Raw genomic sequence first — 21,984 nt, 5'->3', positions numbered from 1 at the left:
CAGGGCCAAAATGAATTACGTTGAGCTAATCCAACAAAAAGCCAAGCAGGTCTTTGGCAACAAAACGAAAGCAGATGCTTGGCTGACTCAGCCCAAGGTCGCTCTGGGTGGTCAATCACCGATTGAGCTCGCCCGCAATGAAGCTGGGTATCTATCGGCCAAGGATGCGCTTGAGCAAATCGACCATGGATACGCCGGCTAACAGGGTCAAGTGATGGGAAGAACATCAGATCTCAACAGCGCGTGACCTGATGGCACTCCACAGACATGCGTCAGTCGCCGAAAGCGAGCTTTTCCGCCAAATCAATAACCTGTTTTCGAGCGTCTTTGTTCGAGCTGTGAAAGCACTGCAGCAGATGCGCCGTCTCGTCATCCTCACAATAGAAATATGGCACCGGCAGATTCAGGACAGCAGCGATCTGCTTCACGATGCTTTCACCCGGCTGGTGAACGCCCTTTTCGTATTGAGACATCCGCGCCGACGCAGTGGCCGGCTCAATGCCCGCCTCTATCCCCAACCGCTCCTGTGAAAAACCTCTTATCTTGCGCGCCTCTTTCAAACGCCTCCCAAACGTACCCATTTTCTCATCGCCGAAAGGCTAAGAGATTCTTAGATTCGTCTTGAGCAGATACTAAGTATTACTTAGTATTGGGCAAAAATATCCTTTTGCCATCACTCCAAACGCAAGGACAGGGATCAAAATGAAGGAAATGCAGATCGTAGACGGGCGACTCGACGAGAAATCGCGCGGCTTTGGCGGGGATATGGTGAGCTATCACTTCTGGAAAATTGACGGCAAGAAACTCGAGCCGCTCGAAATCCCGGATGTGCTGGATGCGCATGTAAAGGCGGGGGATCGGGTTCGAGTGACGTCCCAGTATGGCAAAGACAAGGTCAGCAGAATCTGGGCCATCCAGGTTGAGGGAGAGCCTGTTCGTTCGGTTGTAAATATTCCCTTTATTGCATTGTCTTTGGGGCGGTTAAGCCTCGCCCCCCTGATGGTCGGCATTTTTACTCTCTTCGTAGCGCATTTTCTCTGGGAAAACAGTGCAAACCACCGGCATTTCCAAGGCTCGATTTACCAGCTGTCGTGGATCGCATTGAATCTGTTCTTCAGCTATAAATTCATGATCAAACCTATGCTGATCATCAAGCGTGGCATCAAGACGTTCCGCGAATATTGCGCAAAGACACCGATATCGACCTCGACAGCTCGCTAAAACGGAGCTGATACCGACGGCGTCCCGAGAGCCAGAAAATGAAGTATGTCGAGCTACTCCAACAGCAAGCCGAACTGGTGTTTGGCAACAAAACGAAAGCCGACCTCTGGCTCAACCAACCGATAGCTGGGCGCGGTGACAGTTCTCGGTTGCAAACGGCTCAAGGTGAGTCGGGATACAAACTCGTAAAGGCAGAACTCGAAAGACTCAGTCACGGGTTTGCCTGCTAATGCGCCCCCTCTCCTCCAAGCCCCGGACTTAACATACCGCCTTTTGAATGGTCAGTTTTTAAAGCTGGCCATCTACTAATCAGCGTTAGAACTCTGGTTGGATATCGTCGAAGAAGTTTGCGTGTAGCTCGTATTCCAGAGAGCCAAATCGCGAGAGCAGATCTGCTCTCAGTTCCCCCTCAGCTGTCGGTTCAAGATTAATCCAGTAGCCGTACACGAGCCCCTCATCCGATTCATTAGTCGTGACCTCCACATAGGACAGAAGCTCTGCGTCGTCGACTGATATCCGCAACTCATCCGTTAGGGCTTGCGCCATGGATATGTTAGGGCGGTCATCATGATCGTCACCTCCTACCTCGGCCATTTGAGCCCAATGATCCCATTCAGACCTACGGTCGCGATCAGCATCAGACTCACCGCTGGAGATGGATACGCCTTCCTCTGCAAGCACCCACTTACCATCACGTCGCAGTAACTCGACCGTGGCTGTAAGGAAAAACGCCGTACCGTGATACACACGCTCTTCGTCTTGCAGCCCTTGGTAGGTAAGCGAGAACCCCAAGGTAAGTATCCCCGTCGTGTCGCTGTATTGCGCGGCGACCACCTCAAGAACGTCAAAGAGGAAATTCTCCGTCCTTCAGACAAGCGACTTGCGCCTGCTCCTAGCGAGATCTACGCTCATCTTCAAATGACACCAAATAGCCATCACCCACCCAACATTCGACACATAGACGTGCATTGCTTCCTAGGCATGAGTCCGAAATGAATCAATAGTTTGGCGTTCGGGCAGAGTGACCATGAGTGCAAGCGTCCATCGGAGGGCACATGCAAAACATCTTCACGCCTCGCTTTGCCACTATATCCATGCTGGTGCTCGCAACCACGCTGCAAGGCTGTTCCAACCTGGCATTAAGAAATTTCAAACCGGCAGAAGCCAGCGGACTCAGCAGAGGAAGCATCGACCTTTACTTGCATAAGGCCGGTGGGCAGCAACAAGAAACCTACAAGCCAACAGAGAACACGCTTGAGGCCTTCCCCGGCCTACAGGCGGCGCTTGATGGGTGTAGGGAGGGAGCCAGCCCGATGGGGGCAGCAGCCATCATCGCCCCTGTTGTAGGAAAGTTGCTGTTCGACCTTTATATGGATAAACGAGCCAGCGACCTGAAAGCGTTGAAAGCCTCTGCTGAGAAGTCCTATGCCGCACGACTCGTGCTGCGAGCTGATGCCCTGACCACTGCGGTCAGCCAGGGCCGTTGCGTGGTGCTGCTTCGTACTGCCGCAAAAGACCCGAAAGCCCCCGCCTTCGTGAGTGTGCTCAAACTGGAGCGTTCCCCGACAAGCGTGGTTGCAGGTCTGGCAACAGAGGCATTCGCTTTCCGTCCCGTTTACGTCGCGGCGCGTTCTGCTGCTGCCGTAACGCAAAAATCGGAAGATGAAAAAATCACCGTCTCTCTCGCGTTGTCCGTTCAGGGTATCGGCAATCAGAACAACGGACTTCCGTCATTCGCCCAAGTAGGGGACTCTGCGGTCACGGTGCCCGAAATCACCATCGGCAAGCCTCTCTCCCCGAACACGATCAGTTGTTCCAAAAAGGAATGCGCTGCATCCGATCCTCTTCCATTGGTGCCTGGAACAAAGCCTGTCGTCGTAGGTGTCGGCGTAACGGAACAAGGGGACATTGGAGTAGATTTCGACTCAACCGAGAACGAACTGAGCGCTATTAAGGCAGCCCTTGGGCCAGTGGTCAGCGACCTGCTCAAAGAAAAAGTCAAATAAGCAGGTAACTGTCGATGGCCCGTTCAAACGACCGCTGCACGATATGGAAAGCTCACAGATCATCGATCCTGCGCGAAGCCCAACGCTATCAGGATGTGATGGGCGTCGACTACGGCTATATCTATAAGCACGGACAACGTACCAGCGAATTGGGTGTTCGATTCCATGTCAGATCGAAACTTCCAATATCGGACATTTCTTTAAATCAGATACTGCCGACTGCGTTGAATGGATTGCGATGCGACGTTCTGCAAGCCAGTTACTCGCCGTGCTCCTCTGCCCAAGCCCCCTGCAGCCCCGTTCAACTAGGCATAAGCGTTGGTAATCTTGACCGGTACTCCACAGGCACTCTTGGCTTGATCGTGAAAGACAAGATTACCGGTAGACCGGCGATACTGAGCAACTGGCATGTACTCTGCGGTGCTACGCAAGCCCGACCGGGTGACGTGTTGATTCAACCCGGAGTGCTGCATATGGGTACCAATCCTCCCAATCCTATCGCTCGCTTGGAACGGTGGCTGCCGCTCGGAACAGGCTTCGACGCCGCCATCGGAATTCTTGACCCCGCGGTTCCATGGCAGCAAACCCTGTTCGACCAACTTGTAGAAGTGACGGGCATAACCAAGCCCAAAAAAGGCATGAAACTGACCAAGGTCGGCGCCATGACAGGTCTGACACGATCAGTGGTGGACGGAGTGGATGGAATGTACCTGATCGATTACAGCGGCTATGGCGATGTTGCTCGATACATGGATGGTGTGATGCTACGGAACGATCCGAAATATCCAACGAACGAAATTAGCCTTGAAGGCGACTCAGGCTCTGTCTGGATCGATGAAAAGGGAAATGCCGTTGCCATGCTCTTTGCCGGAGAAGACGGCCTTGGCGCTACAGCTGAGTATGCCCTTGCACACCCCATCGAAAGAGTCTTCGAGCTTCTACAGATCACGCCGATTTCGGGGTAGCAGCCCCTCAGGATCTCCGATCAACTCAGCACAGGCCGTCTGACCAGTGATGAAATTGCCCTCCGTTCAACCACCCTCAGCAAGTCCTCCGCCCCATAAGTCAGATGAGCTTTTTCTGATTTCGAGTACGCCGGTAGGCAGTAGTCAACGAAGTCGTTATCCACTGAATCTGCCAAAGGTAGATTTAAGGTCTTCAACGTATGATGTCGACGCCGCCCATGAACTGCTTAAGAACAGCCGGCACGCGGATCGAACCGTCAGCCTGCTGATAGTTCTCCAGTACCGCCACCATCGTACGACCGACCGCCAAGCCGGAACCGTTCAAGGTGTGCACCAGTTCCGGCTTGCCGGTTTCTGGGTTGCGCCAACGCGTTTGCATGCGACGGGCCTGAAAGTCACCGCAGTTTGAGCAAGAGCTGATCTTGCGATATCTGTCCTGGCTCGGCACCCATACTTCCAAGTCATAGGTCTTGATCGCGCTGAAGCCCATGTCGCCGGTGCATAGTGTTAGGGTGCGGTAAGGCAGGCCCAGCAGCTGCAGCACCTTCTCGGCGTTGGCGGTCAGGCTTTCCAGGGCTTCCATCGACTTCGACGGTTCGACGATTTGCACCATTTCGACCTTGTCGAACTGGTGCAGGCGGAGCATGCCACGGGTGTCGCGGCCCGACGCGCGGGCTTCACTGCGGAAGCACGGCGTGTGGGCGACAACCTTGATCGGCAGCAGTTTCGAGTCGACGATTTCGCCAGCGACGATGTTGGTCAACGACACTTCAGCAGTCGGGATCAGGTACAGATCAGCTTCGCCGTCGCGAGCGATCTTGAACAGGTCTTCTTCGAACTTCGGCAACTGGCCGGTGCCTTGCAGTGCCGGGGCCTGAACCAGATACGGAATGTAGGCTTCTTCGTAGCCGTGCTCGGTGACGTGCAGGTTGATCATGAGCTGCGCCAAGGCGCGGTGCAGGCGGGCAATCGGGCCGCGCAGTAGAGTGAAGCGTGCGCCGGATAGCTTGGCGGCGGTTTTGAAGTCTACCCAAGCGAACTTCTCGCACAGGGCGAAATGATCTTTGATCTCGAAATCGAAAACTCGCGGAGTGCCCCAGCGACGCACTTCGACGTTGCCGTCTTCGTCTTCACCAACCGGTACCGACTCGTGCGGCAGGTTGGGAATGCCGAGCAGGATCGAATCCAGCTCACTCTGAATCGCGTCGAGTTCAACTCTACTGGCGATCAATTCGCCCGCCATGCCCTCGACGTCCGTCATCAGCGGCGCGATGTCTTCGCCGCGTTGCTTGGCCTGACTAATGCTCTTGGAAATCGCATTACGCTTAGCCTGCAGTGCTTCGGTGCGGGTCTGGACGGTCTTGCGCTGCTCTTCCAGCGCTTCGATGCGCGCAACATCCAGGACAAAATGACGGGAGGCCAAGCGATCCGCCACTTCCTGAGTGTCACCGCATACTAACAGTTTGGGATCAAGCATAGGGGCATCTCGCAGTATTGGAACGCGTCTCTTCGCATAGGGCTGGATTGATCGATGATTCGAATCTGATGTGAAACCGAGATCAGTTGCCCACAAGCAATCCAAGTTTGATCAAGGCATCCATCCCCATGCTGTCATGGACGTGGGCGTAATCCTGTGGCGTCCACGTCGCAATTTCCGCCCATAAGACCTCCGAAGATTTAAACGGCATGGTGGTCACGGCATCGAGCATTCCGACGCGTTTGTTGCTCCACCGATCGACGTCGTCCAAGCGAAGAAAGTAGGCGTTGATGCCTGGCGCATAAATCATTTCGGCGCGAGCGCTCAGGCATAAAAACACTCGTAGCAGCTGTAGAGCTGCCCCCTGCCCTCGCACAGCCTCAACCGCTTGTATGTAGTGGCTGGCACACACGGGGAGCTCGTTGCGTGGATCAAACATTCACGATATCCGAAGTGAGAAATGGGGGAAGACTCTGGAGAGTGTTCGCGAACCAGGACACAGGAAGGCAGTTGCGATCAGCGTGCCTTACTGTATGCATTCAGCGCTTGAAAAGCCGGCAAGCTCACATGCTTGCGAAAGCCTCTGCCGGACAAGATGTAAAGGGCGTCTTCGCTTTCAAAAAAACATCCGTGGAGGTCTTTTTGAAATCCAGTGATGAAACTGTCGCGTGCTGCAACTCGCCCTTCGCTGTCGAATATTGCTTCGTGGACGAGCAGCACTGAAGGTTGCAGGCCTCGTTTTCTGACGTCCCTCTCTTCAGTTTCAGGGAGCAAGATGTCCAGGAGCATCCAGTTTCGAACGATGCAAAATCGTTGGCCCTCGAACTCCTCGCGTGCCAGTTTGATCAGCTCGTCATCCTCTAATCGCGCCCCCCCTATCATCCTTGCCGGGCCATACAACACATCTTCAATCAATTCGGTTTGCACACTGCTACCTAGTTCTTTGGAGATTTTAAAGCTGCACGAAAGCCTTCCAGACATCTGCTGGTCTTGCGTCGTGAGTATTGTTTTAGCTTCGCCTGCAGATTGGAAAACCTAAGCTTCGTCAATGAATTATGTTGAACGCGAGCAAGGCACCATTTTCATACCACCAGTGACAGATCAAGTATCGGCTCCCGCTGAGCGTCTCACAGAGCTGATACCCCTTAAGCTGGAACACTCTTTCGAGCTTGGAACTACGGATCGTTTTACCATCCGCAAACCGCCCTCGCGCTTCTGAAAAAACCACTCCAATCACGCAGGGAGGTTGAAACTCGGCGCAGCATAGATACCCACTAATCGGCACACCGAAATCTATTTTCTTTGCGTCCCGCACGCATTGTGGAAGCCCCATTTCCCTACCTTTTTTGCCTGCAAACGCCACCGAAGGCGACATCAGTGAACCCGGTCAAAACAGTCTAAAGCGCCATTTTCATGCAACCAATGAGCAACGACGAAGATCCCGCCATCGATTATCGTGAAAAGGTCGTAGCCTGCACGCCGACACCGGTTGATGATCGGCAGAGCATGGATGGGCAGACCTTCCGGGTACTTTTTCGCCGGGTCGCAAAACAACAGACCTGTGATTTTTGGAGGTCGCTCCAAGGCGCAGAGCAGATACCCGACAACATCCGGATCAGTAATGGCTTCACGCGCTTTCTCAATGACCGTTGGGTACCTGTGAAAGCGAAGATCGCAGAGCTTGGTTCTATAAGTTTTTATCCAGTACATCCCGGCTACCATTCCTTAAATGGGTCAGATTTCAATCGTGAAATCCGGAATAAATCCTGTGTGTTCTCGGGGATAACCGCGTGGATTTGAGACGAGCCGGCACCCTCCAATCTCCATATCAACAGCGCGATGTGTATGTCCAAAAATCCAAACGTCCACCATCGGCAATAACGCGTGCCATTGGTTGGAATAGGCCGCGCTCAAGTGCCCGTCTTGTTTATCACCTACAACCTCCAGCACTGGGCAATGATGAGTGACAACGATGGTTTTCCCGTCGAAAGGCTTGTTGAGCTCGCTCACTAAAAAATCAAAAGCCTCGCGATTTTTCTCAATTACGTCTGCTGGACGTAGTCGTCGAAAGCTCTCTTCAGCTCTGATCATCTGAAAGTCATTCATCCACATTCCACAGGTGATCATCGCTCCTACTGGGTCACCCGTGGCGGAGAAATCAGTCCAGCCGGTGGTGGCCAGAAAACGTTTTTGGTTGCAAATCCAGACCTGGTTTTCCAGGACGTGCACGTGCGGTGAAGCGGTCTCTCGCATTTTGCGTAGCGTATGGTCGATGTGGCCTTTGTAAAACTCGTGGTTGCCGGCGCAATAAATAACTGGCTGGCTGAACACCTCGTTTGCCCAGCTAACGCCTCTCGTCTGGGTGTCGATGTCGCCGGCCAAAATGACCAGGTCGGCGTCAGTCGAGGGCGATTCAAATGGGGCGAACTCGTTGTGCAGGTCTGAGTAAATTCGAATCCTCATGGGCTCGCTCGATCTCGATTTAAACCTATATTGCTTAGACCCTAGGCACAGCTTCATGCGTGCTGAATGCGACCAGCCTTCCTAACGGAGCAGATGCGCAGGGTCGAAAAGCCAGAAGTTCCGATAATAGCACTAAATTGCATTTATCGGAACCGCTGCGATGTGGCCCCATCCTTGTCTTTTGGGACGAACATGTCGCTCACTAAACAGCTTGCCGCAGCAATCAGAGTGATTCGCAGGCAACGTGGACTCGGGTATGAGGATCTGGCCGACGTCAGCGTGCAGCGCCATATCAGTGCGTTGGAGCAGGGCAATGCCAACCCTAGCCTTGGCAAGCTGATGAGTCTTGCCGCCGCATTAGACTTTGATCCCGTGGCTCTATTGGCGATATGCGTTGCCCTGCGAGATGGCAATACTCCCGATCAAGCACTCGAACGCGCCCATGCCCAACTGGGTGACTTCAAACACTTGGGAGGTATCAAGCAGCTGGAGAGCGAATATGCCGGAAGCGAATTGGTCAAGCGCCGCTCTGGGAAACCGACCAACAACGAAAATGCTGAGACGGTTAAAAGACTGAAGTCTGAAGGTTTAAGCCAAGCAGAAACATGCAAGGTTCTTGGATTGTCAAAATCCACAGTACATCGTTACTGGCAAAAGGATTGAGCGGCCGCATTATCTGGCTTCATTCGCCTTACTCACTTTTTCCGCTGGCATGCGACTCTAGCGGCTATTTACTACGCCACGACGAAGCTCCGTGTGCATGAGCACAAGAGTTTGATTGACGGATATGAGCGCCTCAAGAAAGCGACTGCATGCAAGAGGGCGATGCTGCAGAGATCCACCCGCTGCCGAGCTTAAGCGCTGACTCATCATGGCCCCCTCAGCCCTCCCCCGCTCCACCCTCAAGGGCAGCTCCACCGGGAACGTTTCATCTCCACCACAGCGCCGCTCGGTACTCAATCGTTTCTTTATGATTCCTGAAGGATCACTGACCAGCGTCTGCTCATTCACATTGGGGACAGCATGACATCAAATACTGAATACTTGAGAGGCAGGTTTCGCGATCTGCACCAGCAAGGGTGCTTCGCGATACCCAATCCATGGGACACGGGAACGCGAAGCCCCCTTGAGCATCTGGGGTTCAAGGCGGTGCGACCATCAGTGCCGACTACGCCTGGTCGCAGGGCCAACGCAATACGCAGCTCAGCCTGAGCGAGGTACTGAAGCACTTGCGCCAGATGGTCAGAACGACCAACTTACCGGTCAGGCCCTCGAATTCATGACGAGGAAGGCCTAGCATCGGCTCTGCTGGAAGTACTTACATGGCCGAAAAAAACGGAAGATCACATGATGGATCGGTTTGGTCGAATTACCTCACACCTGCAAGATGAAAGCGGAGAGTACCCTGCTGATTTCGCCACGCAGTGCATCGCAGCAGTGGAACATCTTTTTGGCCAAGACTGGCTGGAGGGAAAGCAAGGGCAGACCGAGCATCCTCTACAGAAACTGTGGGAGAGGAAGGACTGGCTCGCGACATGTGAGCTGTTTGGCTTGGGAAAATGCATCACTCAGCTGACGCCTGAGCACGATTCATGGCTCAGAAAAACCGCCCAGAAAATCAAGTCCGGCGTCCAAAACGCTCACGGGTCTATCACCGAAATTTTAGTCTGTGGATCCCTCTATGCACGAGACGGCAAGGTCTACCCAGCGCCTGGCAACCAAAAGGGATTCGATTTCGTTGTCAGCTTTCCGAGCGATTTCAAGTACTACATCTCAATCAAAAGCCAAGGCATGCCGCTGTACGAGACAATGTTTCATGAGTTTGGTGATCGCCTGAAGGCGGCCTTTGCCAGCCGCCTAGAAACCCTGGGAGTGGACGGGGAGTTGACGATCAAATCCTCGGTCTACCTTAAACCAGAGATGTTCGAGCGCTTGGTCAAGTTCGTCGGTCAGACGCTTAGAAAACCACAGACCTACAGTTATCAAAATAAACAGTGTGAGCTCGTCTTCCGCCACCTCCAACCGGAAGGCAAGCGGTACGCATCAACTAAACGATCTCACCAAGTGACCATCGTTAGCCCGCAGCACAGGAATACGATGCTCAACGCCAAGGCGAAACTGGAGGCTGCCGCCGAAAATCTTCGGGATCACCTCCCAATGTCCGATAACTATTTCCGCCATCTCTGGATTCGAGTTCACAACTCCATTGATGCGGAGGCTCTGCAACAAGCCGCCCAGTCGATGCTCGACGACCATAAACGAGACTACGGGTTTGACGGAGCCTTTTTTATCCAGCCTTCGGTTGTCCGAAATGAGGAAAGCAGCTCCATAAACTCCTATATGGGCTTCGCCCACAGTCAGTTGCACCAGGGTTTTGCCCGAGCCATCGTGGAAGGCAGAATCAGCGTCCTGACGGCAACATTCCCGGTCGGAGAGCTGTCGACGAAGCCTTCAGAGCTGCATATCACGGACGGCTCCACCAGCACTCCCCTTCCGCGCGACAGCTATTTCTATCAGAAGGCTGACCTGTACTTTTTGATGGAGCGTGAAGGCGAAGAGATGGTCGGAACCTGCTCTTCCCCCGCGTCAGGCATTCGTCATCATCTCGTGTATGACACAGGAGCCGAGGAGGTTGTGTTCTTTTCGCCGAGCGCTGCGGTGGAAGAAACACTGATTATCTAGAGCGCAAGTTCAGCACAGTAGACGCTGATCCTGCCATTCAAGTCGGCGGGCGTAACAGACGACCACAGCTGCAAGCATTCGCGCAGAGCGATCTGAAGCACACTGCTTTTTGCTCTCAAATATAAGAGCTCCGTCTCATTTAAATTTTTAAGAGGGCGGCGGCATCGAGTGTCGCAAACGAAGAAAAAATGTCGCATTTGAGCTTTTTTGTCTGATGCTGACCTAGAGATCCTCCTAGTACACGTTGACCAGCAATGAGCGCCGTGATATCAGTTCACCATCGGGCTCGGGGCACGATTTAACTTTCCACTGACTATATGCGGTGGCCACTGCAAGGGTAGCTTTGCCTGATCGCGCTATACGTTGACGTTATCGATGGCGACGGTAGAAGAGAAAATAGCCCCGAGACCCGGTACTACGAATGGATATCGACGAAATTCTCAAGAATTTGTTTGGCCAAGGTTTTAGCAGCCTGGATGGGTTCTGCCAGCTACTAAAGGTTGATCAAAACAAATTACTGAACTTTCTTTACAAAAGGAAAGGCAGCCATTACGTAAGCTTTTCCATTTTAAAGAAAAACAAAACCCATCGTTCCATCAAAGCCCCCAAACGGGTGATGAAAAAAATTCAGCATGCACTTTTGCCGCATCTAGAAAATTTTTATCATCCAAAATCTTCCAGCCATGGCTTCGTCAAGGGCAGGAACGTTAAGACAAATGCTCAGGCCCACTCCAGAAAAAGATATGTATTCAACATTGATCTGAAAAATTTTTTCGAAAGCATTCACTTCGGGCGAGTCAGAAACTTATTCATGGCTCACCCATTCAATGCACCCCATAATGTTGCGACGGTGATGGCACAAATCTGTTGCAGCGAAGGAAAATTAGCTCAAGGCGCTCCTACGTCACCGCTGATATCTAACATGATATGCCGCAAGCTTGATTCACAACTTCAGGCGTTAGCAAAGTCAGGCAAATGTCATTTCACCAGGTATGCTGACGATATAACATTTTCGTTCACCAGCACCGCAAAACATCTACCGAAGGATATTGTAGAAATATCCGAGGACGGCAGAGCGATACCTGGGCGCGAGCTGGAAGAAATCATCAAATCCAATGGATTCATCATAAATCCTGAAAAGACGCGTCTTCAGCATCGAACGCAGCGACAGATGGTAACGGGCCTTGTCGTTAACGATATGCCGAATGTTACGAGAGAGTTCATCCGTTTAACGAGCTCAATGATCAACGCGCTCAAGCGCTACGGGCCTGAGCTGGCAGAAGCCAGATATCTGGAGATCCTCAAGGGAGAGAATCAGCCGCTGCAGCCTCGACAAATTTTGCGGACAAAGGACAATGCTGGCGACTTTTATATCAAGGTGGTCAAAGGACGACTAAATTACATCCAGATGGTTCGAGGACGAGGTGACAAAATATACCGTCGATTGGCGTACGAGTTCACAGTGGCAATAGGCAAAGAAAATCCTGAGTTCAAAAAATCGCCAGAAGAAATTTTAGGCAACTCGATTTTTGTCGTGAACAACATCATTGACGAAAGCCAAGGAACAGCCTTCCTTCTGGAGGGTGTCGGCATCGTGACCAACGAACACGTCGTGACCGGGGTATCCAAAACCATCGCTCGTCACTCCATTTCATTCCACCGTGCCGGTGACCCGAAAGAATACTCCGCAGAGCTTATCCTTTCGGACAAGAAAGCAGACTTGGCTATTTTTCATCCCAATGAGGGGTTTCGAAACATCCCTGCCCTGCGAAAATGTGACAAGACTATTGTTCGCCCCACGGATCCGGTTCTATCTATCGGTTTTCCTAAACATCGAGATGGAACAGCACACTACATCGCGAAAGGCCATACTACTCAACGGCGTCGACAGGTTGACCTTGATCTCTGGCTGGTAGATTTCACGCTAATGGAGGGAAACAGTGGGGGCCCTATGTTTAACGACTCAATGGAAGTGATCGGCGTCACAGCCAGAGGCGCTAAAAACAATATCGACGCAGCGCTTTACGGTTTCATACCACTGGAGAGCTTGAACAACTTTACAAAGAGAGCCGACTTTCTGCTTATGAAAAGGTTGTACGACTATCTGGGGGATAGATCGCTAAACCTCTTGCCCGAAAATCTCGGCAAGGGGATTTTTAGCAGCACCTATCAAACAAGGCTCCACAGGGAACGCTTTCAGAAGGCTAAATCAGCCTGACGGATGACCAAGGCTCAATGGCCGCTTTGCCGCGCCCTAAGCGATGAACACCCATTCCTCAGTTTGTTCATGATGTCATCAAACTTCTTCGTCAAGAGTCCCCTAGGTACTCCGAAGGAACCAACGCCTGGTGAGCCGAGCTGGAATGCGTCTGCGCGGATTTGAGATCCTGAGAGCCATCGACATGCATGACGTAGTGACCAGACACTTGCTGTAAACCAATTTTTTAAACAGTAAACCTCAGTAGCTAACAAATGAAAAATTTGGTTTACAAGCCGACGGGGTACCTCAGCTCATCAGGTGTTTTTTCGTCCGAAAGGCGTCTTCGTCAGATGCTCAGAACATCCGCAACATCTTGGAGAGCGGAATCGTGTTTCGCCGGCCATGGCACATAAGCACATAAGCACATAAATGGTGACCTCAGCTTGGCAGAACACTCCATCCGTGAATTGCACCAAGGGTGTAGAGCGCAGCCATTCAACCGAGCCGCTGTATTGGCATTGAAAGCAAAAGGCAAAACGCCTGCTGAGGCCACTGAGATTCTCGGGCTTCCCCGCACTACAGTAAGTCGTTACTGGCAGTTAGAAGCCTGACTGGGACAGCACCAAATGCGCTAAACGCCCCAACCGCCGAGTCAGCCGAGCCGGACTTGTCTCATCCCGCTCGACCTCGTGCGGCTTCTGCGACCTAACGGATCAAGAAACCCGTCAGCAGATGCAGGTGATCCTCGTCATCCCACGACACTGCAACCGAGCCTGAACGCGACAGCTCAATCTGCACGGGCGTCGAGTCGTACGTGTAGACGATTTTGATCTTGTCGATCGGCGTTGAGCGCCCACCCGTGATCTCCAGCAATTTCGTCATCGCGTTACCGGTCGAGGCGATATCCACTCGGTAACTGCTCTCGATATCAAACGTCACAGCTCCGGACACGATGCGCTTGGCCATCACCCTCGTGAAGCGTTTGTCTGCCTTAAGCTGCTGGTAGACCGACGAGATGTCTGGTTTCACGATCTCAAGCGCGAAGTTCGTCGCAGTTGCGGCTCGGATGAGCTCCACGAACGGCTTCACATCCTTGGGAGGCGAACTCATGCAGATCGAATAGCGATCCGGCCCAATTGTTTCGAACACCATGTCGAAGCTGATGAACGTCGAGTAACTCGACTCGACGGTCTCGCCTAGGGGGTTCGTGAACGACTGGGTAATATCCCGCTGCTCGTGATACCGAAAGATGGCCTTGTCATCCAGAACCTCAATAGCCTCGACACCGACACGGTTCTGGTCATTGAACGATTGCTGTCGAAGCCCAAGCACAAGGGTCTGAAAATCAATGCGCGCGGTCAGAACCCAGAGTTTCAGCCGCTTTGACTTCATGCCATCAAGCTCCTTTCGATGTCATCCAGTGTCTTTTGCGCCGCTTCCTCCAAGCGGATCTTAAGCTTGTGCTCAAACACCGGCTCGGCACGCACCAAGTTCTTGGCGTATTTCCCGTTGTTGTAGTTGTAGACCCCTTTCACGATGTAGGAGAAATCGCAGTACTTGGCTTGGTTACCAAACTGAGCCTCGAATTGGACGATCTCTGCCCCTACAAGCTTCTCGCGAGCAGTCCACCGAATCTTCCACAGGTAGAAACCGTGCCCCTCAAGCTCCATCAGCTGCTTGGACTCCAACACCCCCTTGCCTTTCAGAGATGCCTTGTCGATGCGGATGATCTTGTGAACCCTGGCTTCCGGCTGGGGACTCGCCAGCTCGGTTTCAGAGTCGCTACCTTCCTCCTCATCACCCTCATCTTCTGAGTCAAACTCAACCGCATCCTCGATCACCAACGCCTCATCACTGAGATCCAGGTCATCATCATCTCGATCTTTAGGGTTGAATGTGGAGACGTCGACGACATCGACCACTTCCATACCCTTGAGGTTTCGGATCAAGCTGCGAAGGAAGTTCGTCCTGATGCCGGCATCCGGGATTGCCTCCAGGGAGATGGTGCGAGTCGCCACGTCTTTGTCAGTGACAATCTCGATCTGGGAATACAACTGATCGGTGATGTCCTTGAATTTGTCGTTCATGGGGCCAGTAATTTTCCAGCCGCTGCCCTGCTTTTCAAGGATTACCTCCGCCGTCTTCTCGACGACCTGGCGGAACTCCGCCTGGCTCAGATCAAGCTTCTGGTATTTGACGGTGAGCTTGAGCTGATCCCCATGGATGGCTACTTCAGCCTGCTCGTGCTGATCATCCACAAGCCACTCCTTGACGGAGGTCAGAGCGTCGGTCAACTGATCTTTTGTAACCGCCGTGGTGACGACCACATTCGTGGTTTTCTCACGACTGTCACGGCCACCTACCAGGAGCGAGAGGTTCCGATAGTCGTAGTAGTCATGGAACAGGGCGCTGAACCGATTGGCCAGGAATTTTTTGTCTGACTCGTTGGAGATCACGATCCCCCTGGAGAGAAAGACCTTCCGGAGCTCAGCGCTCGTCAGGCTTCGCTGCGTGAGCGCGTCAAAGATCGCTTTGTCGGACGCGAAGTACAGGCTACCCATTCTCATGTCAGTCTCGCTCCCAGCCGATCGCTTCGGGCTTATAGTTCGGAATCGCGTGATTCACGATATCCAGTTCGATCGCTTGCAGTTTCCGCTTGCGATTCTCGTCTTCCCCCCACTCAGTGACGTAGCTGTTGATGGCAGCGTTGAAGTTGCTGAGGATGCTGCTGTGATGGTAGCGATTGGCGACCCTGATCCGGATCTTCAAGTCTTTGTTGGCGTTGAGGATCTGGAACCTGGACAGGGCGTCAAAGAGGTACCGGAATTCGATCTCACTGCTGCCATCGCGGCGATAGTAGATCAGGTAGCCTTCACTATACGTTTCTGTCGGCTTCATGGCCTTTTCGCAGTACGAGATCACCTCCTTGTGGTGGATGATCATGTACGGCGAAGCGATGAGCTCAGCGGTGGCCGCACGCTCCCAGTACTCGCCACTAGCCTTGTGCAAAACGAGGTCAGGGTAATAGAAGGTGTAGTTGTCCTTCGGAAATGTCCCTGCCGCCCTGAGGGCATTCACATCGATCTGCAGCGTCTTCAGGTAATTGATCAGTGAAGGTTCGACGATATGAATCTGCTGAGAATCCCTGATGTGCAGGTTCTCGCCCTTGTAGTCCTTGAAGTGATCGTAGAAATTCTTGTCGTACTCGTCGTCGTGGTTGTACACGAACAGCATCCCACGAACCTCATACCTCTCACGCTTAGCCAAGTGGTAGCGCGTCTGCCACTCCATCGAGGCACGCGCACAGTCGATGGTCTTGCCTAGGGATTTCAAAGCCTTCTTGATCGAGTCCAGCGTGATCGAGCCCACCGCGTAGCTCTTCAAATCGGTATGAAGGTAGACGGCTTTGTTCAGATAAGGGTCTGCGTACTTGAACACCACGTCAGTCGGATGCGTGTGCTCAGACTTCTTCGAGGGCGCGTGTGTCTCCTTCTTCACACAGGCGAAGTTGAGGTTCGCCGGCCCCTCTTTCTTCCAGCGGAAGAAGCTGAAGATCTCGTTGGAAACGAGCTCCGCGAGCCTCGCAATTTTTTCGGTTTCGCCGCCTGACATGGTCGTTCCTGTCACGAAATAAGTGCGCAGGAACGATAGCGGCCAGGGATCAAAAGCCCTTGCCGAGAAGGTGCGTCCTGCTGTGGGTATGGCTTCATGCCAGCACAAAATAACGCAAAACGCTGAAGCCGACCATCGTGACATCACCCTCCGATACGGTTGTTCGTCGGGATAGAAGCAGTCGATTCATCACTGGCGCATCGCGAAAGTGCACAAAAAGTCATGAAATTGATGCTGAGAGCGCACTGGTTGCTTAACGACCTAGGTTTAGCGTGCTACCGGGGCGTAGGGAGACGTCAAGGCTTGAACGACGCGGCTTTGCGAGGATACGAGAGGGGTTCAAGGTCGTGCTGAGTAGCACAATACGGTGACAAAATGCATATAAAGACATAAAAATCCTAAAAATAAGAACTTTTTGTCATTTCAAACTATACTTTACAGTCATCTTGCTTCCCATATTACACCACTATCTCAGGCTCTTGTCAATATATGCGTAAACCGAAGATTGCCTTGATTGGAAAAGGCCCAAATCCAGCCCCTGCGGCCTCGCAAAAACAGCCAACCGCCGGCAATAGCATTGAGGCGATGAACAGCCTCACGCGAGTTAAGTGCGAGCCACCCAGGCTCTACGAGACAGCCACAGGTGCACCATTGGATTTCTTCAACGAATTCACCGAGCACCTCTGGGGCGAGATCGGCATCAGTTGCTCGCGCAACTCGGCTATCGCGATGGAGAGAGGTGGGCGGGTGTTCACCGAGTTCCTCTACGAAACCGGCGCCCTCTCTGGCCGACTCGACCCCGCGACTGCATCGAAAACCATGCACCTTTTCCCGTCATATCTCATCGACGGTGCGCAGGCCAAAGACCCGATCGTCCGCCAGGCATTCATCCGAACGGGCCGCAAAACGATCTCCCCCAAGTCTGCCGGGCAGTACATCGCAGGCGCCAATCGCATGCTGAACGTCTGCAGCGCAATCACGTTTGAACAGGCAGAACTGACCTCCGTACTGACCGGTCTGTCTCCCCAGACTCAAGCCAATGCGTTGCCGGAACTCAATCCCAGGGTGCGCAGCCCTCAGGAATTAGCTCGAATCCATGCCAACACGCTGCAGGTCAAACCCACCCTTGGTGCCGGCGCAAAGATAGCCCGAGGCGGCCTGCGCGCCCCTAAGATCAAGAAAGACCGTACGGCCAAACACATTGGCCTCCCACATATCCTACCCATGCTTGAGAACGCCCCAACCCCATTGGACGGTTTGATTTGGAGCTTGGGACTTGGCAGCCTGAGACTCTCGGAAGCGGTTGGGGTGCGCCTGGAGGACGTTGACGCTCACAAGAGGATCATTCGCGTAGAAGACCCTGATGGCCTTCGCGACACGACGAACAAGGAACGCTTTGGGTTCAAAGGTCGAAAGACTGCTGTCGTGACGATGTTTGAGCCATTCAAATCCATTTTCTGGCAGAAGCTGGCTGATTACGTGGCTGTGCGCCCCTGCTCCGACAGTCGCTGGCTGCTGCTGTCGCTTGATGAAGACACCTACGGTGTACCTCTCTGCGAACTCAATTCAAACAGCGTCAACAAGGCGATCAACCGCCGCATTCAAGCCACCCAAAAGAAACTGAAGTTCGTCGCCCCCCAAGGAAACTACTCGTCCCACGACTTCCGACACCTCTTCGGCGTGTGGGCCCGCAACTACGTAATGGTGCCGGGCCGACCTAAGCCGGGCCTCGACCTACCTGAAATTCAGTTGTTGATGGGACACGCCGACCGCAAAAGCACTGAGATCTACGCCGCAGATCTGGGCGTTAACACGCTTGTAGACGTGGATGCTGCCAACGAACTCATCTACCGCCGTGGCGATGGTGACGACATCGATTACTACCGGGGCCATGCCTATGCCCGCCTGGGCGAGGAGTTGCTGCTGCGGGACATGAAAGCGTGATTAACACCACCAACAGCCCTATTGCGCACGCCGATGACGTCCTTGAGAGCGCTATAGCTATGCTGCATGAACTGGCGGATAGGGCGCTAGCTATCGAAACCAGACCTGGCAAGGCTAATCCCGAGCTTATGCGGGATCGGCAGGCAAGGCATCGCTTGGCAACATCTATCTTTCTGAGACTTCGGAAAGGCCGTCTTCTAACGACTGAAGAACTCATAAAACTGCATGATCTTTGTATCACCTCCGATAGCAAAGAGGATACAAAGCTCTCTAAGACTATTTATTTAGAGCTTACGGGTGAAAAACCAGCCGACTTCATGGATGTCAGAGGGCTCCGCGTACCCCTGCGTGCAATGTTCGTACGCTTGTGGGCTAAGGGTAAAGTCACCCTTCCGCACACCTTCACGGTAACTGGGGTGTGGGCTAAGTACCCCGACTTTAAAGCAGAATCTGAGACATTCATTCACGAAATCTCCAAGATCAAAACGTCTAATATTCATCGCAGCACCCGCGCATTCCAGTACCGTGTCAACTGGCACAAACCAGATGATATTAATTTCAGTGAGCTTTGGGATTTGGCCCCCAGCGTGGTGGACAAGCAGCGCTATATCCGCACCAGCAAAAACAAGGGAAAAAACAACGACTTTTCGTACCTGGCATGGGTTCACTGTTTTGCAAAGTCACATCCCCAGATCATAAGCCCTGAGCAAGCTCGGGCGCTTGAAGCCTATCACGCACACTTAAGCATGACCTCAGTCAAGGATTCGAGTGAAGAGCACAGAAAAACCTACAAGGGCTTCATCGAATACTGGGGAAGTTTTTCAGGAAAACCATCAAGGGACGAAGTCCTAGAGCGAAATCGAATTCGATATCACTCAGGCGCGGATGGCCGAAAAACCAAGGCTCAAAAAAAGGCCGAAAAGAAACTGCGCCATGCCGAAAGCAACATCAAGGAAGCTCTTGACGTTCTGCCTCCTGAAGAGTACTCGATCTTACCCGGGCGGGCGCGCCGCTCCAGGGACAACTACGACTGGCTCAATACTTACTACGACAACAATCTCAGCCCTGAAAACCTAAGCCGTTGGGCGAGGATCTGCGAACATCATTTACATTATATCGATGATAGGTTGAACATCGCTGCCCGCCGTCAGGAAATAGGATACGTGCACATCCTGCTCGACTATATCTGCATTTATCTTCCAGCGTGGCTCAAAAAAAACCCCGAAAGTGCTATTGAATTTCCAGTATTGATAGAAGAGTTTCATCGCTCCGTATTCTGGATCCGCACCACCAAAAAAACCACATTTACACACCCTGTAGACCACTCAGAAGTACCACTTCCTCTGACCCTTCTCCAGTTTTACGACCTGAAGCGGACTCGTAAAACCAGGTCGACCTTCATCAACGTCATGTACCGCTTCTTTGAGGTCGGCATCCTCAATGCAGGTGAGATTATGGTCGACGGCGGCGTGCTGATTAGCAGCCTCTACAAGAACCCTGTGCATCCCAAGCTAGACTCAACAGGCAGCGGGTCGGCGGGAAAGAGTGACAAGATTGCGCTACCAATCGACTCCATGCTGATGGTCGAGGCATACATGTTGGCCCTGGATGCTATCGGGGTAGAGCTTCAGAACAAATGTCTTAGGGGCGTTTACAGCCGCCAACAAATCATAGACCTGAGAAACTCAACTTGGATCGATCTGAAGAAGTTCGGCATTTCGTACACTCTTAAACTTTGGAATCCAAACGACTCTTCTGAATCAGTCGAAGTACCCATCCAAAAAATCACAAACATCTACTCATGGTGGAACGGTAAATACCTATCAACCGACGAATATGTCTATGTACCATGGCTTTCTCAACTCAGGATGCTAACCGTAGCCCTTTTTTCAGGACTGCGGCTTCAGAATAGCCAGTGGCTTGATGTCCGCAACTTTGACAAGTACTACGATCAGACGATGAGAGGGAGCATTGGCAGCTGCATCCTGTTCGTAAATACCGACAAAAACGGAAATAGCCGCCCTGTAACCCTTCCATACAAGGTGATGGACGTTCTTCTTCTAGAGCGGCATTTTCAAACTAAGGAGTATCGAAATAAATACAAGAGCATAAACTATCAAAATGACCCCGCCAATCAAGGAAACTACAGCCCGATCTGCCCCCTGTTCCGTAGCCCATGGTGTAAAGCCGGAACACCCTTCTCCGACACTTCGTACAACAAAAAGTGGACATTGATCCTGAGAGGATTCCAGGAACTGTACAACAGCTTTGTACCCGCTGAGCGTCGGCATGAGTTCGTCGAATGCAACGAAATGGGGGAATGGTCAGCAGTCCATACACCACATGCCCTGCGCGCCACATGGATCACGCATCGCCGGATCTATGCGTACCTTGATTATTCCATCATTGGCGCACAAGTCGGCCATGCCCAAGAGTTCACAAGTGCGCACTATGTCGTTCCAACCACACAAGAAACAGTGGCAATTATCGATGCCGCCAACAGAAATGTGGGGCAGCATGCGTTTGCAGCCTTGATGGGTAGGACTATCACTCCATCGTCTCCTGACTCTGCGATGGTCAGAGGCTGGGGGCAGAACAGAGAAGCGGTCATACGCGACCAACATCTGATCTCAGTGATACCAGAAATCTTGGACACAGAAGAGACGGGCCTTGACTTGATTGCGAGTACCAAAGACCAACACATTAAATTTATGGACTGCTGTATATGCGCATTGAATGGCAACTGCCCCAAAAAGCTTTTGGACTTCACCAAGATGACGAGGACATGTGGAATCTGCCCTTATGCCGTGTTTGGGATCGACCATCTCCCTGGACTGAACGCCAAGATCAGAGACCTCGCAAACCGCAGTGAGCAGCTGAAGAATAAGCTCCAGAGAGCCCACAAGCTTCACCCCGCATCCCCGGACATAGAGGTCATCCATGAGGAGCTTTCGCTGTGCATGCTGGAGCTCGCTGGGTGCCGACAAGCTTGTCAGATCCTGGAGCAAAACTGGCGGGAAGAAAAATTCTCACCAGGATACATCGCACGCCACAGGGATCTTTCGGGCACTGTGCGGCAAAGCGTGGATATGAATGATCCCAAACAACGTGTCCTCTCAATGCTGATAGACGCCTCTCAATTCCCTGCCTTCGCGTCAGACCACTACCCTCTGATCCTTGATGAGCTGACACGCAACCCCGAGTTCATGCAGGTCGCCACTCAACCAATCGAAGAGCGGGAAATCTACATCGGGCAGATCTTGTCGATCATGGGCGGTACAGGCCTTTCATTCGAGGACATCTCTAAATATGCGCTGAGTAAGCCCTCTGCCCTCCTCCTCAACCATCAAGCCTCCATGGTAGGAGCGAACTGAGATGACCCAGCAAGTTCGTGAGTCCATGTTCGTTGAAATG

The 21,984-nt window shown here is 52.6% G+C and carries 21 protein-coding genes; 11 read left to right on the top strand and 10 right to left on the bottom strand.

All coding sequences use genetic code 11. The features are described from left to right. Positions 1-10: 10 nt before the first annotated feature. Positions 11-202: an antitoxin Xre/MbcA/ParS toxin-binding domain-containing protein gene (locus PCOSP_RS07140; RefSeq protein ID WP_464710668.1), complete on the top strand. Its 192-nt coding sequence runs from the start codon at positions 11-13 to the stop codon at positions 200-202. Positions 203-272: 70 nt separating this feature from the next. Here PCOSP_RS07140 and PCOSP_RS07135 read toward each other — a convergent pair whose 3' ends face one another. Then, positions 273-560, bottom strand: coding sequence for a helix-turn-helix domain-containing protein (locus tag PCOSP_RS07135; RefSeq protein ID WP_464710667.1), 288 nt, complete (start codon positions 558-560; stop codon positions 273-275). A 142-nt stretch (positions 561-702) separates the two neighbouring features. Here PCOSP_RS07135 and PCOSP_RS07130 point away from each other — a divergent pair, with 142 nt between their 5' ends. Continuing rightward, positions 703-1,221, top strand: coding sequence for a hypothetical protein (locus PCOSP_RS07130; protein WP_464710666.1), 519 nt, complete (start codon positions 703-705; stop codon positions 1,219-1,221). Positions 1,222-1,259: 38 nt separating this feature from the next. Then, a complete protein-coding gene (locus PCOSP_RS07125; protein WP_464710665.1) occupies positions 1,260-1,451 on the top strand; it encodes an antitoxin Xre/MbcA/ParS toxin-binding domain-containing protein in 192 nt (63 codons plus the stop codon). 85 nt (positions 1,452-1,536) lie between these two features. On the opposite strand, the gene PCOSP_RS07120 is transcribed toward PCOSP_RS07125, so the two are convergent. Then, positions 1,537-2,013, bottom strand: coding sequence for a hypothetical protein (locus PCOSP_RS07120; protein WP_464710664.1), 477 nt, complete (start codon positions 2,011-2,013; stop codon positions 1,537-1,539). Positions 2,014-2,276: 263 nt separating this feature from the next. On the opposite strand from PCOSP_RS07120, the gene PCOSP_RS07115 reads away from it, so the two are divergent. Together PCOSP_RS07115 and PCOSP_RS07110 are read left to right on the top strand one after the other, a co-directional pair. Continuing rightward, entirely contained in the window at positions 2,277-3,227 is a 951-nt protein-coding gene (locus PCOSP_RS07115; RefSeq protein WP_464710662.1) for a hypothetical protein, read from the top strand. Between the two features lie 14 nt (positions 3,228-3,241). Beyond that, positions 3,242-4,192: a hypothetical protein gene (locus PCOSP_RS07110; protein ID WP_464710660.1), complete on the top strand. Its 951-nt coding sequence runs from the start codon at positions 3,242-3,244 to the stop codon at positions 4,190-4,192. 193 nt (positions 4,193-4,385) lie between these two features. Here the strand turns inward: PCOSP_RS07110 and serS are convergent, their stop codons facing one another. The 5 genes from serS to PCOSP_RS07085 all read right to left on the bottom strand — a co-directional run bounded on the left by serS (position 4,386) and on the right by PCOSP_RS07085 (position 8,132). Further along, on the bottom strand, positions 4,386-5,669 hold the full coding sequence (gene serS / locus PCOSP_RS07105; RefSeq protein WP_464710658.1) for a serine--tRNA ligase: 1,284 nt from the start codon (positions 5,667-5,669) through the stop codon (positions 4,386-4,388). Between the two features lie 82 nt (positions 5,670-5,751). After that, positions 5,752-6,108 (bottom strand): hypothetical protein, encoded by a 357-nt coding sequence (locus PCOSP_RS07100; protein WP_464710657.1) that lies wholly within the window; start codon positions 6,106-6,108, stop codon positions 5,752-5,754. Between the two features lie 77 nt (positions 6,109-6,185). Then, complete coding sequence (locus tag PCOSP_RS07095; RefSeq protein ID WP_464710656.1) at positions 6,186-6,596, bottom strand: DUF6957 family protein; 411 nt, start codon at positions 6,594-6,596, stop codon at positions 6,186-6,188. A gap of 447 nt (positions 6,597-7,043) precedes the next feature. Then, positions 7,044-7,379 (bottom strand): hypothetical protein, encoded by a 336-nt coding sequence (locus PCOSP_RS07090; RefSeq protein ID WP_464710655.1) that lies wholly within the window; start codon positions 7,377-7,379, stop codon positions 7,044-7,046. 24 nt (positions 7,380-7,403) lie between these two features. Next, a complete protein-coding gene (locus PCOSP_RS07085) occupies positions 7,404-8,132 on the bottom strand; it encodes a metallophosphoesterase family protein (RefSeq protein ID WP_464710654.1) in 729 nt (242 codons plus the stop codon). Positions 8,133-8,324: 192 nt separating this feature from the next. Between PCOSP_RS07085 and PCOSP_RS07080 the strand changes: the two genes are divergently transcribed. From PCOSP_RS07080 to PCOSP_RS07065, 4 genes are all read left to right on the top strand, one after another. Continuing rightward, positions 8,325-8,795, top strand: coding sequence for a helix-turn-helix domain-containing protein (locus tag PCOSP_RS07080; protein WP_464710652.1), 471 nt, complete (start codon positions 8,325-8,327; stop codon positions 8,793-8,795). Positions 8,796-9,479: 684 nt separating this feature from the next. Beyond that, positions 9,480-10,814: a hypothetical protein gene (locus PCOSP_RS07075; protein ID WP_464710650.1), complete on the top strand. Its 1,335-nt coding sequence runs from the start codon at positions 9,480-9,482 to the stop codon at positions 10,812-10,814. Between the two features lie 421 nt (positions 10,815-11,235). Then, positions 11,236-13,032, top strand: coding sequence for a reverse transcriptase domain-containing protein (locus tag PCOSP_RS07070; protein ID WP_464710649.1), 1,797 nt, complete (start codon positions 11,236-11,238; stop codon positions 13,030-13,032). Positions 13,033-13,457: 425 nt separating this feature from the next. After that, on the top strand, positions 13,458-13,625 hold the full coding sequence (locus PCOSP_RS07065; protein WP_464710647.1) for a helix-turn-helix domain-containing protein: 168 nt from the start codon (positions 13,458-13,460) through the stop codon (positions 13,623-13,625). A gap of 94 nt (positions 13,626-13,719) precedes the next feature. On the opposite strand, the gene PCOSP_RS07060 is transcribed toward PCOSP_RS07065, so the two are convergent. From PCOSP_RS07060 to PCOSP_RS07050, 3 genes are read right to left on the bottom strand one after another with little or no spacing between them, the layout of a single operon-like run. Beyond that, positions 13,720-14,406, bottom strand: a complete 687-nt coding sequence (locus PCOSP_RS07060) for a hypothetical protein (RefSeq protein WP_464710645.1) — start codon at positions 14,404-14,406, stop codon at positions 13,720-13,722. After that, positions 14,403-15,575 (bottom strand): hypothetical protein, encoded by a 1,173-nt coding sequence (locus PCOSP_RS07055; protein ID WP_464710644.1) that lies wholly within the window; start codon positions 15,573-15,575, stop codon positions 14,403-14,405. Before PCOSP_RS07055 ends, PCOSP_RS07060 begins: the two co-directional genes overlap by 4 nt. A gap of 7 nt (positions 15,576-15,582) precedes the next feature. Beyond that, on the bottom strand, positions 15,583-16,626 hold the full coding sequence (locus PCOSP_RS07050; protein ID WP_464710643.1) for a hypothetical protein: 1,044 nt from the start codon (positions 16,624-16,626) through the stop codon (positions 15,583-15,585). A 489-nt stretch (positions 16,627-17,115) separates the two neighbouring features. On the opposite strand from PCOSP_RS07050, the gene PCOSP_RS07045 reads away from it, so the two are divergent. Both PCOSP_RS07045 and PCOSP_RS07040 read left to right on the top strand, forming a co-directional pair. Beyond that, positions 17,116-18,570: a tyrosine-type recombinase/integrase gene (locus tag PCOSP_RS07045; protein WP_464710642.1), complete on the top strand. Its 1,455-nt coding sequence runs from the start codon at positions 17,116-17,118 to the stop codon at positions 18,568-18,570. Then, positions 18,567-21,944: a site-specific integrase gene (locus PCOSP_RS07040; RefSeq protein ID WP_464710641.1), complete on the top strand. Its 3,378-nt coding sequence runs from the start codon at positions 18,567-18,569 to the stop codon at positions 21,942-21,944. The genes PCOSP_RS07045 and PCOSP_RS07040 overlap by 4 nt, the downstream gene beginning before the upstream one ends. The last annotated feature ends 40 nt before the right edge of the window (positions 21,945-21,984 follow it).

This window comes from Pseudomonas sp. MAFF 730105, from assembly GCF_055380705.1.
This window is presented reverse-complemented; position numbering and strand designations above follow the sequence as displayed.

What these genes read in the sequence shown, in the direction of transcription:
- PCOSP_RS07140 (WP_464710668.1), top strand. Translation starts at nt 11, where the DNA reads ATGAATTACGTTGAGCTAATCCAACAAAAAGCCAAGCAGGTCTTTGGC.
- PCOSP_RS07130 (WP_464710666.1), top strand. Translation starts at nt 703, where the DNA reads ATGAAGGAAATGCAGATCGTAGACGGGCGACTCGACGAGAAATCGCGC.
- PCOSP_RS07125 (WP_464710665.1), top strand. Translation starts at nt 1,260, where the DNA reads ATGAAGTATGTCGAGCTACTCCAACAGCAAGCCGAACTGGTGTTTGGC.
- PCOSP_RS07115 (WP_464710662.1), top strand. Translation starts at nt 2,277, where the DNA reads ATGCAAAACATCTTCACGCCTCGCTTTGCCACTATATCCATGCTGGTG.
- PCOSP_RS07110 (WP_464710660.1), top strand. Translation starts at nt 3,242, where the DNA reads ATGGCCCGTTCAAACGACCGCTGCACGATATGGAAAGCTCACAGATCA.
- serS (WP_464710658.1), bottom strand. Translation starts at nt 5,669, where the DNA reads ATGCTTGATCCCAAACTGTTAGTATGCGGTGACACTCAGGAAGTGGCG.
- PCOSP_RS07100 (WP_464710657.1), bottom strand. Translation starts at nt 6,108, where the DNA reads ATGTTTGATCCACGCAACGAGCTCCCCGTGTGTGCCAGCCACTACATA.
- PCOSP_RS07090 (WP_464710655.1), bottom strand. Translation starts at nt 7,379, where the DNA reads ATGTACTGGATAAAAACTTATAGAACCAAGCTCTGCGATCTTCGCTTT.
- PCOSP_RS07085 (WP_464710654.1), bottom strand. Translation starts at nt 8,132, where the DNA reads ATGAGGATTCGAATTTACTCAGACCTGCACAACGAGTTCGCCCCATTT.
- PCOSP_RS07080 (WP_464710652.1), top strand. Translation starts at nt 8,325, where the DNA reads ATGTCGCTCACTAAACAGCTTGCCGCAGCAATCAGAGTGATTCGCAGG.
- PCOSP_RS07075 (WP_464710650.1), top strand. Translation starts at nt 9,480, where the DNA reads ATGATGGATCGGTTTGGTCGAATTACCTCACACCTGCAAGATGAAAGC.
- PCOSP_RS07070 (WP_464710649.1), top strand. Translation starts at nt 11,236, where the DNA reads ATGGATATCGACGAAATTCTCAAGAATTTGTTTGGCCAAGGTTTTAGC.
- PCOSP_RS07060 (WP_464710645.1), bottom strand. Translation starts at nt 14,406, where the DNA reads ATGAAGTCAAAGCGGCTGAAACTCTGGGTTCTGACCGCGCGCATTGAT.
- PCOSP_RS07055 (WP_464710644.1), bottom strand. Translation starts at nt 15,575, where the DNA reads ATGGGTAGCCTGTACTTCGCGTCCGACAAAGCGATCTTTGACGCGCTC.
- PCOSP_RS07050 (WP_464710643.1), bottom strand. Translation starts at nt 16,626, where the DNA reads ATGTCAGGCGGCGAAACCGAAAAAATTGCGAGGCTCGCGGAGCTCGTT.
- PCOSP_RS07045 (WP_464710642.1), top strand. Translation starts at nt 17,116, where the DNA reads ATGCGTAAACCGAAGATTGCCTTGATTGGAAAAGGCCCAAATCCAGCC.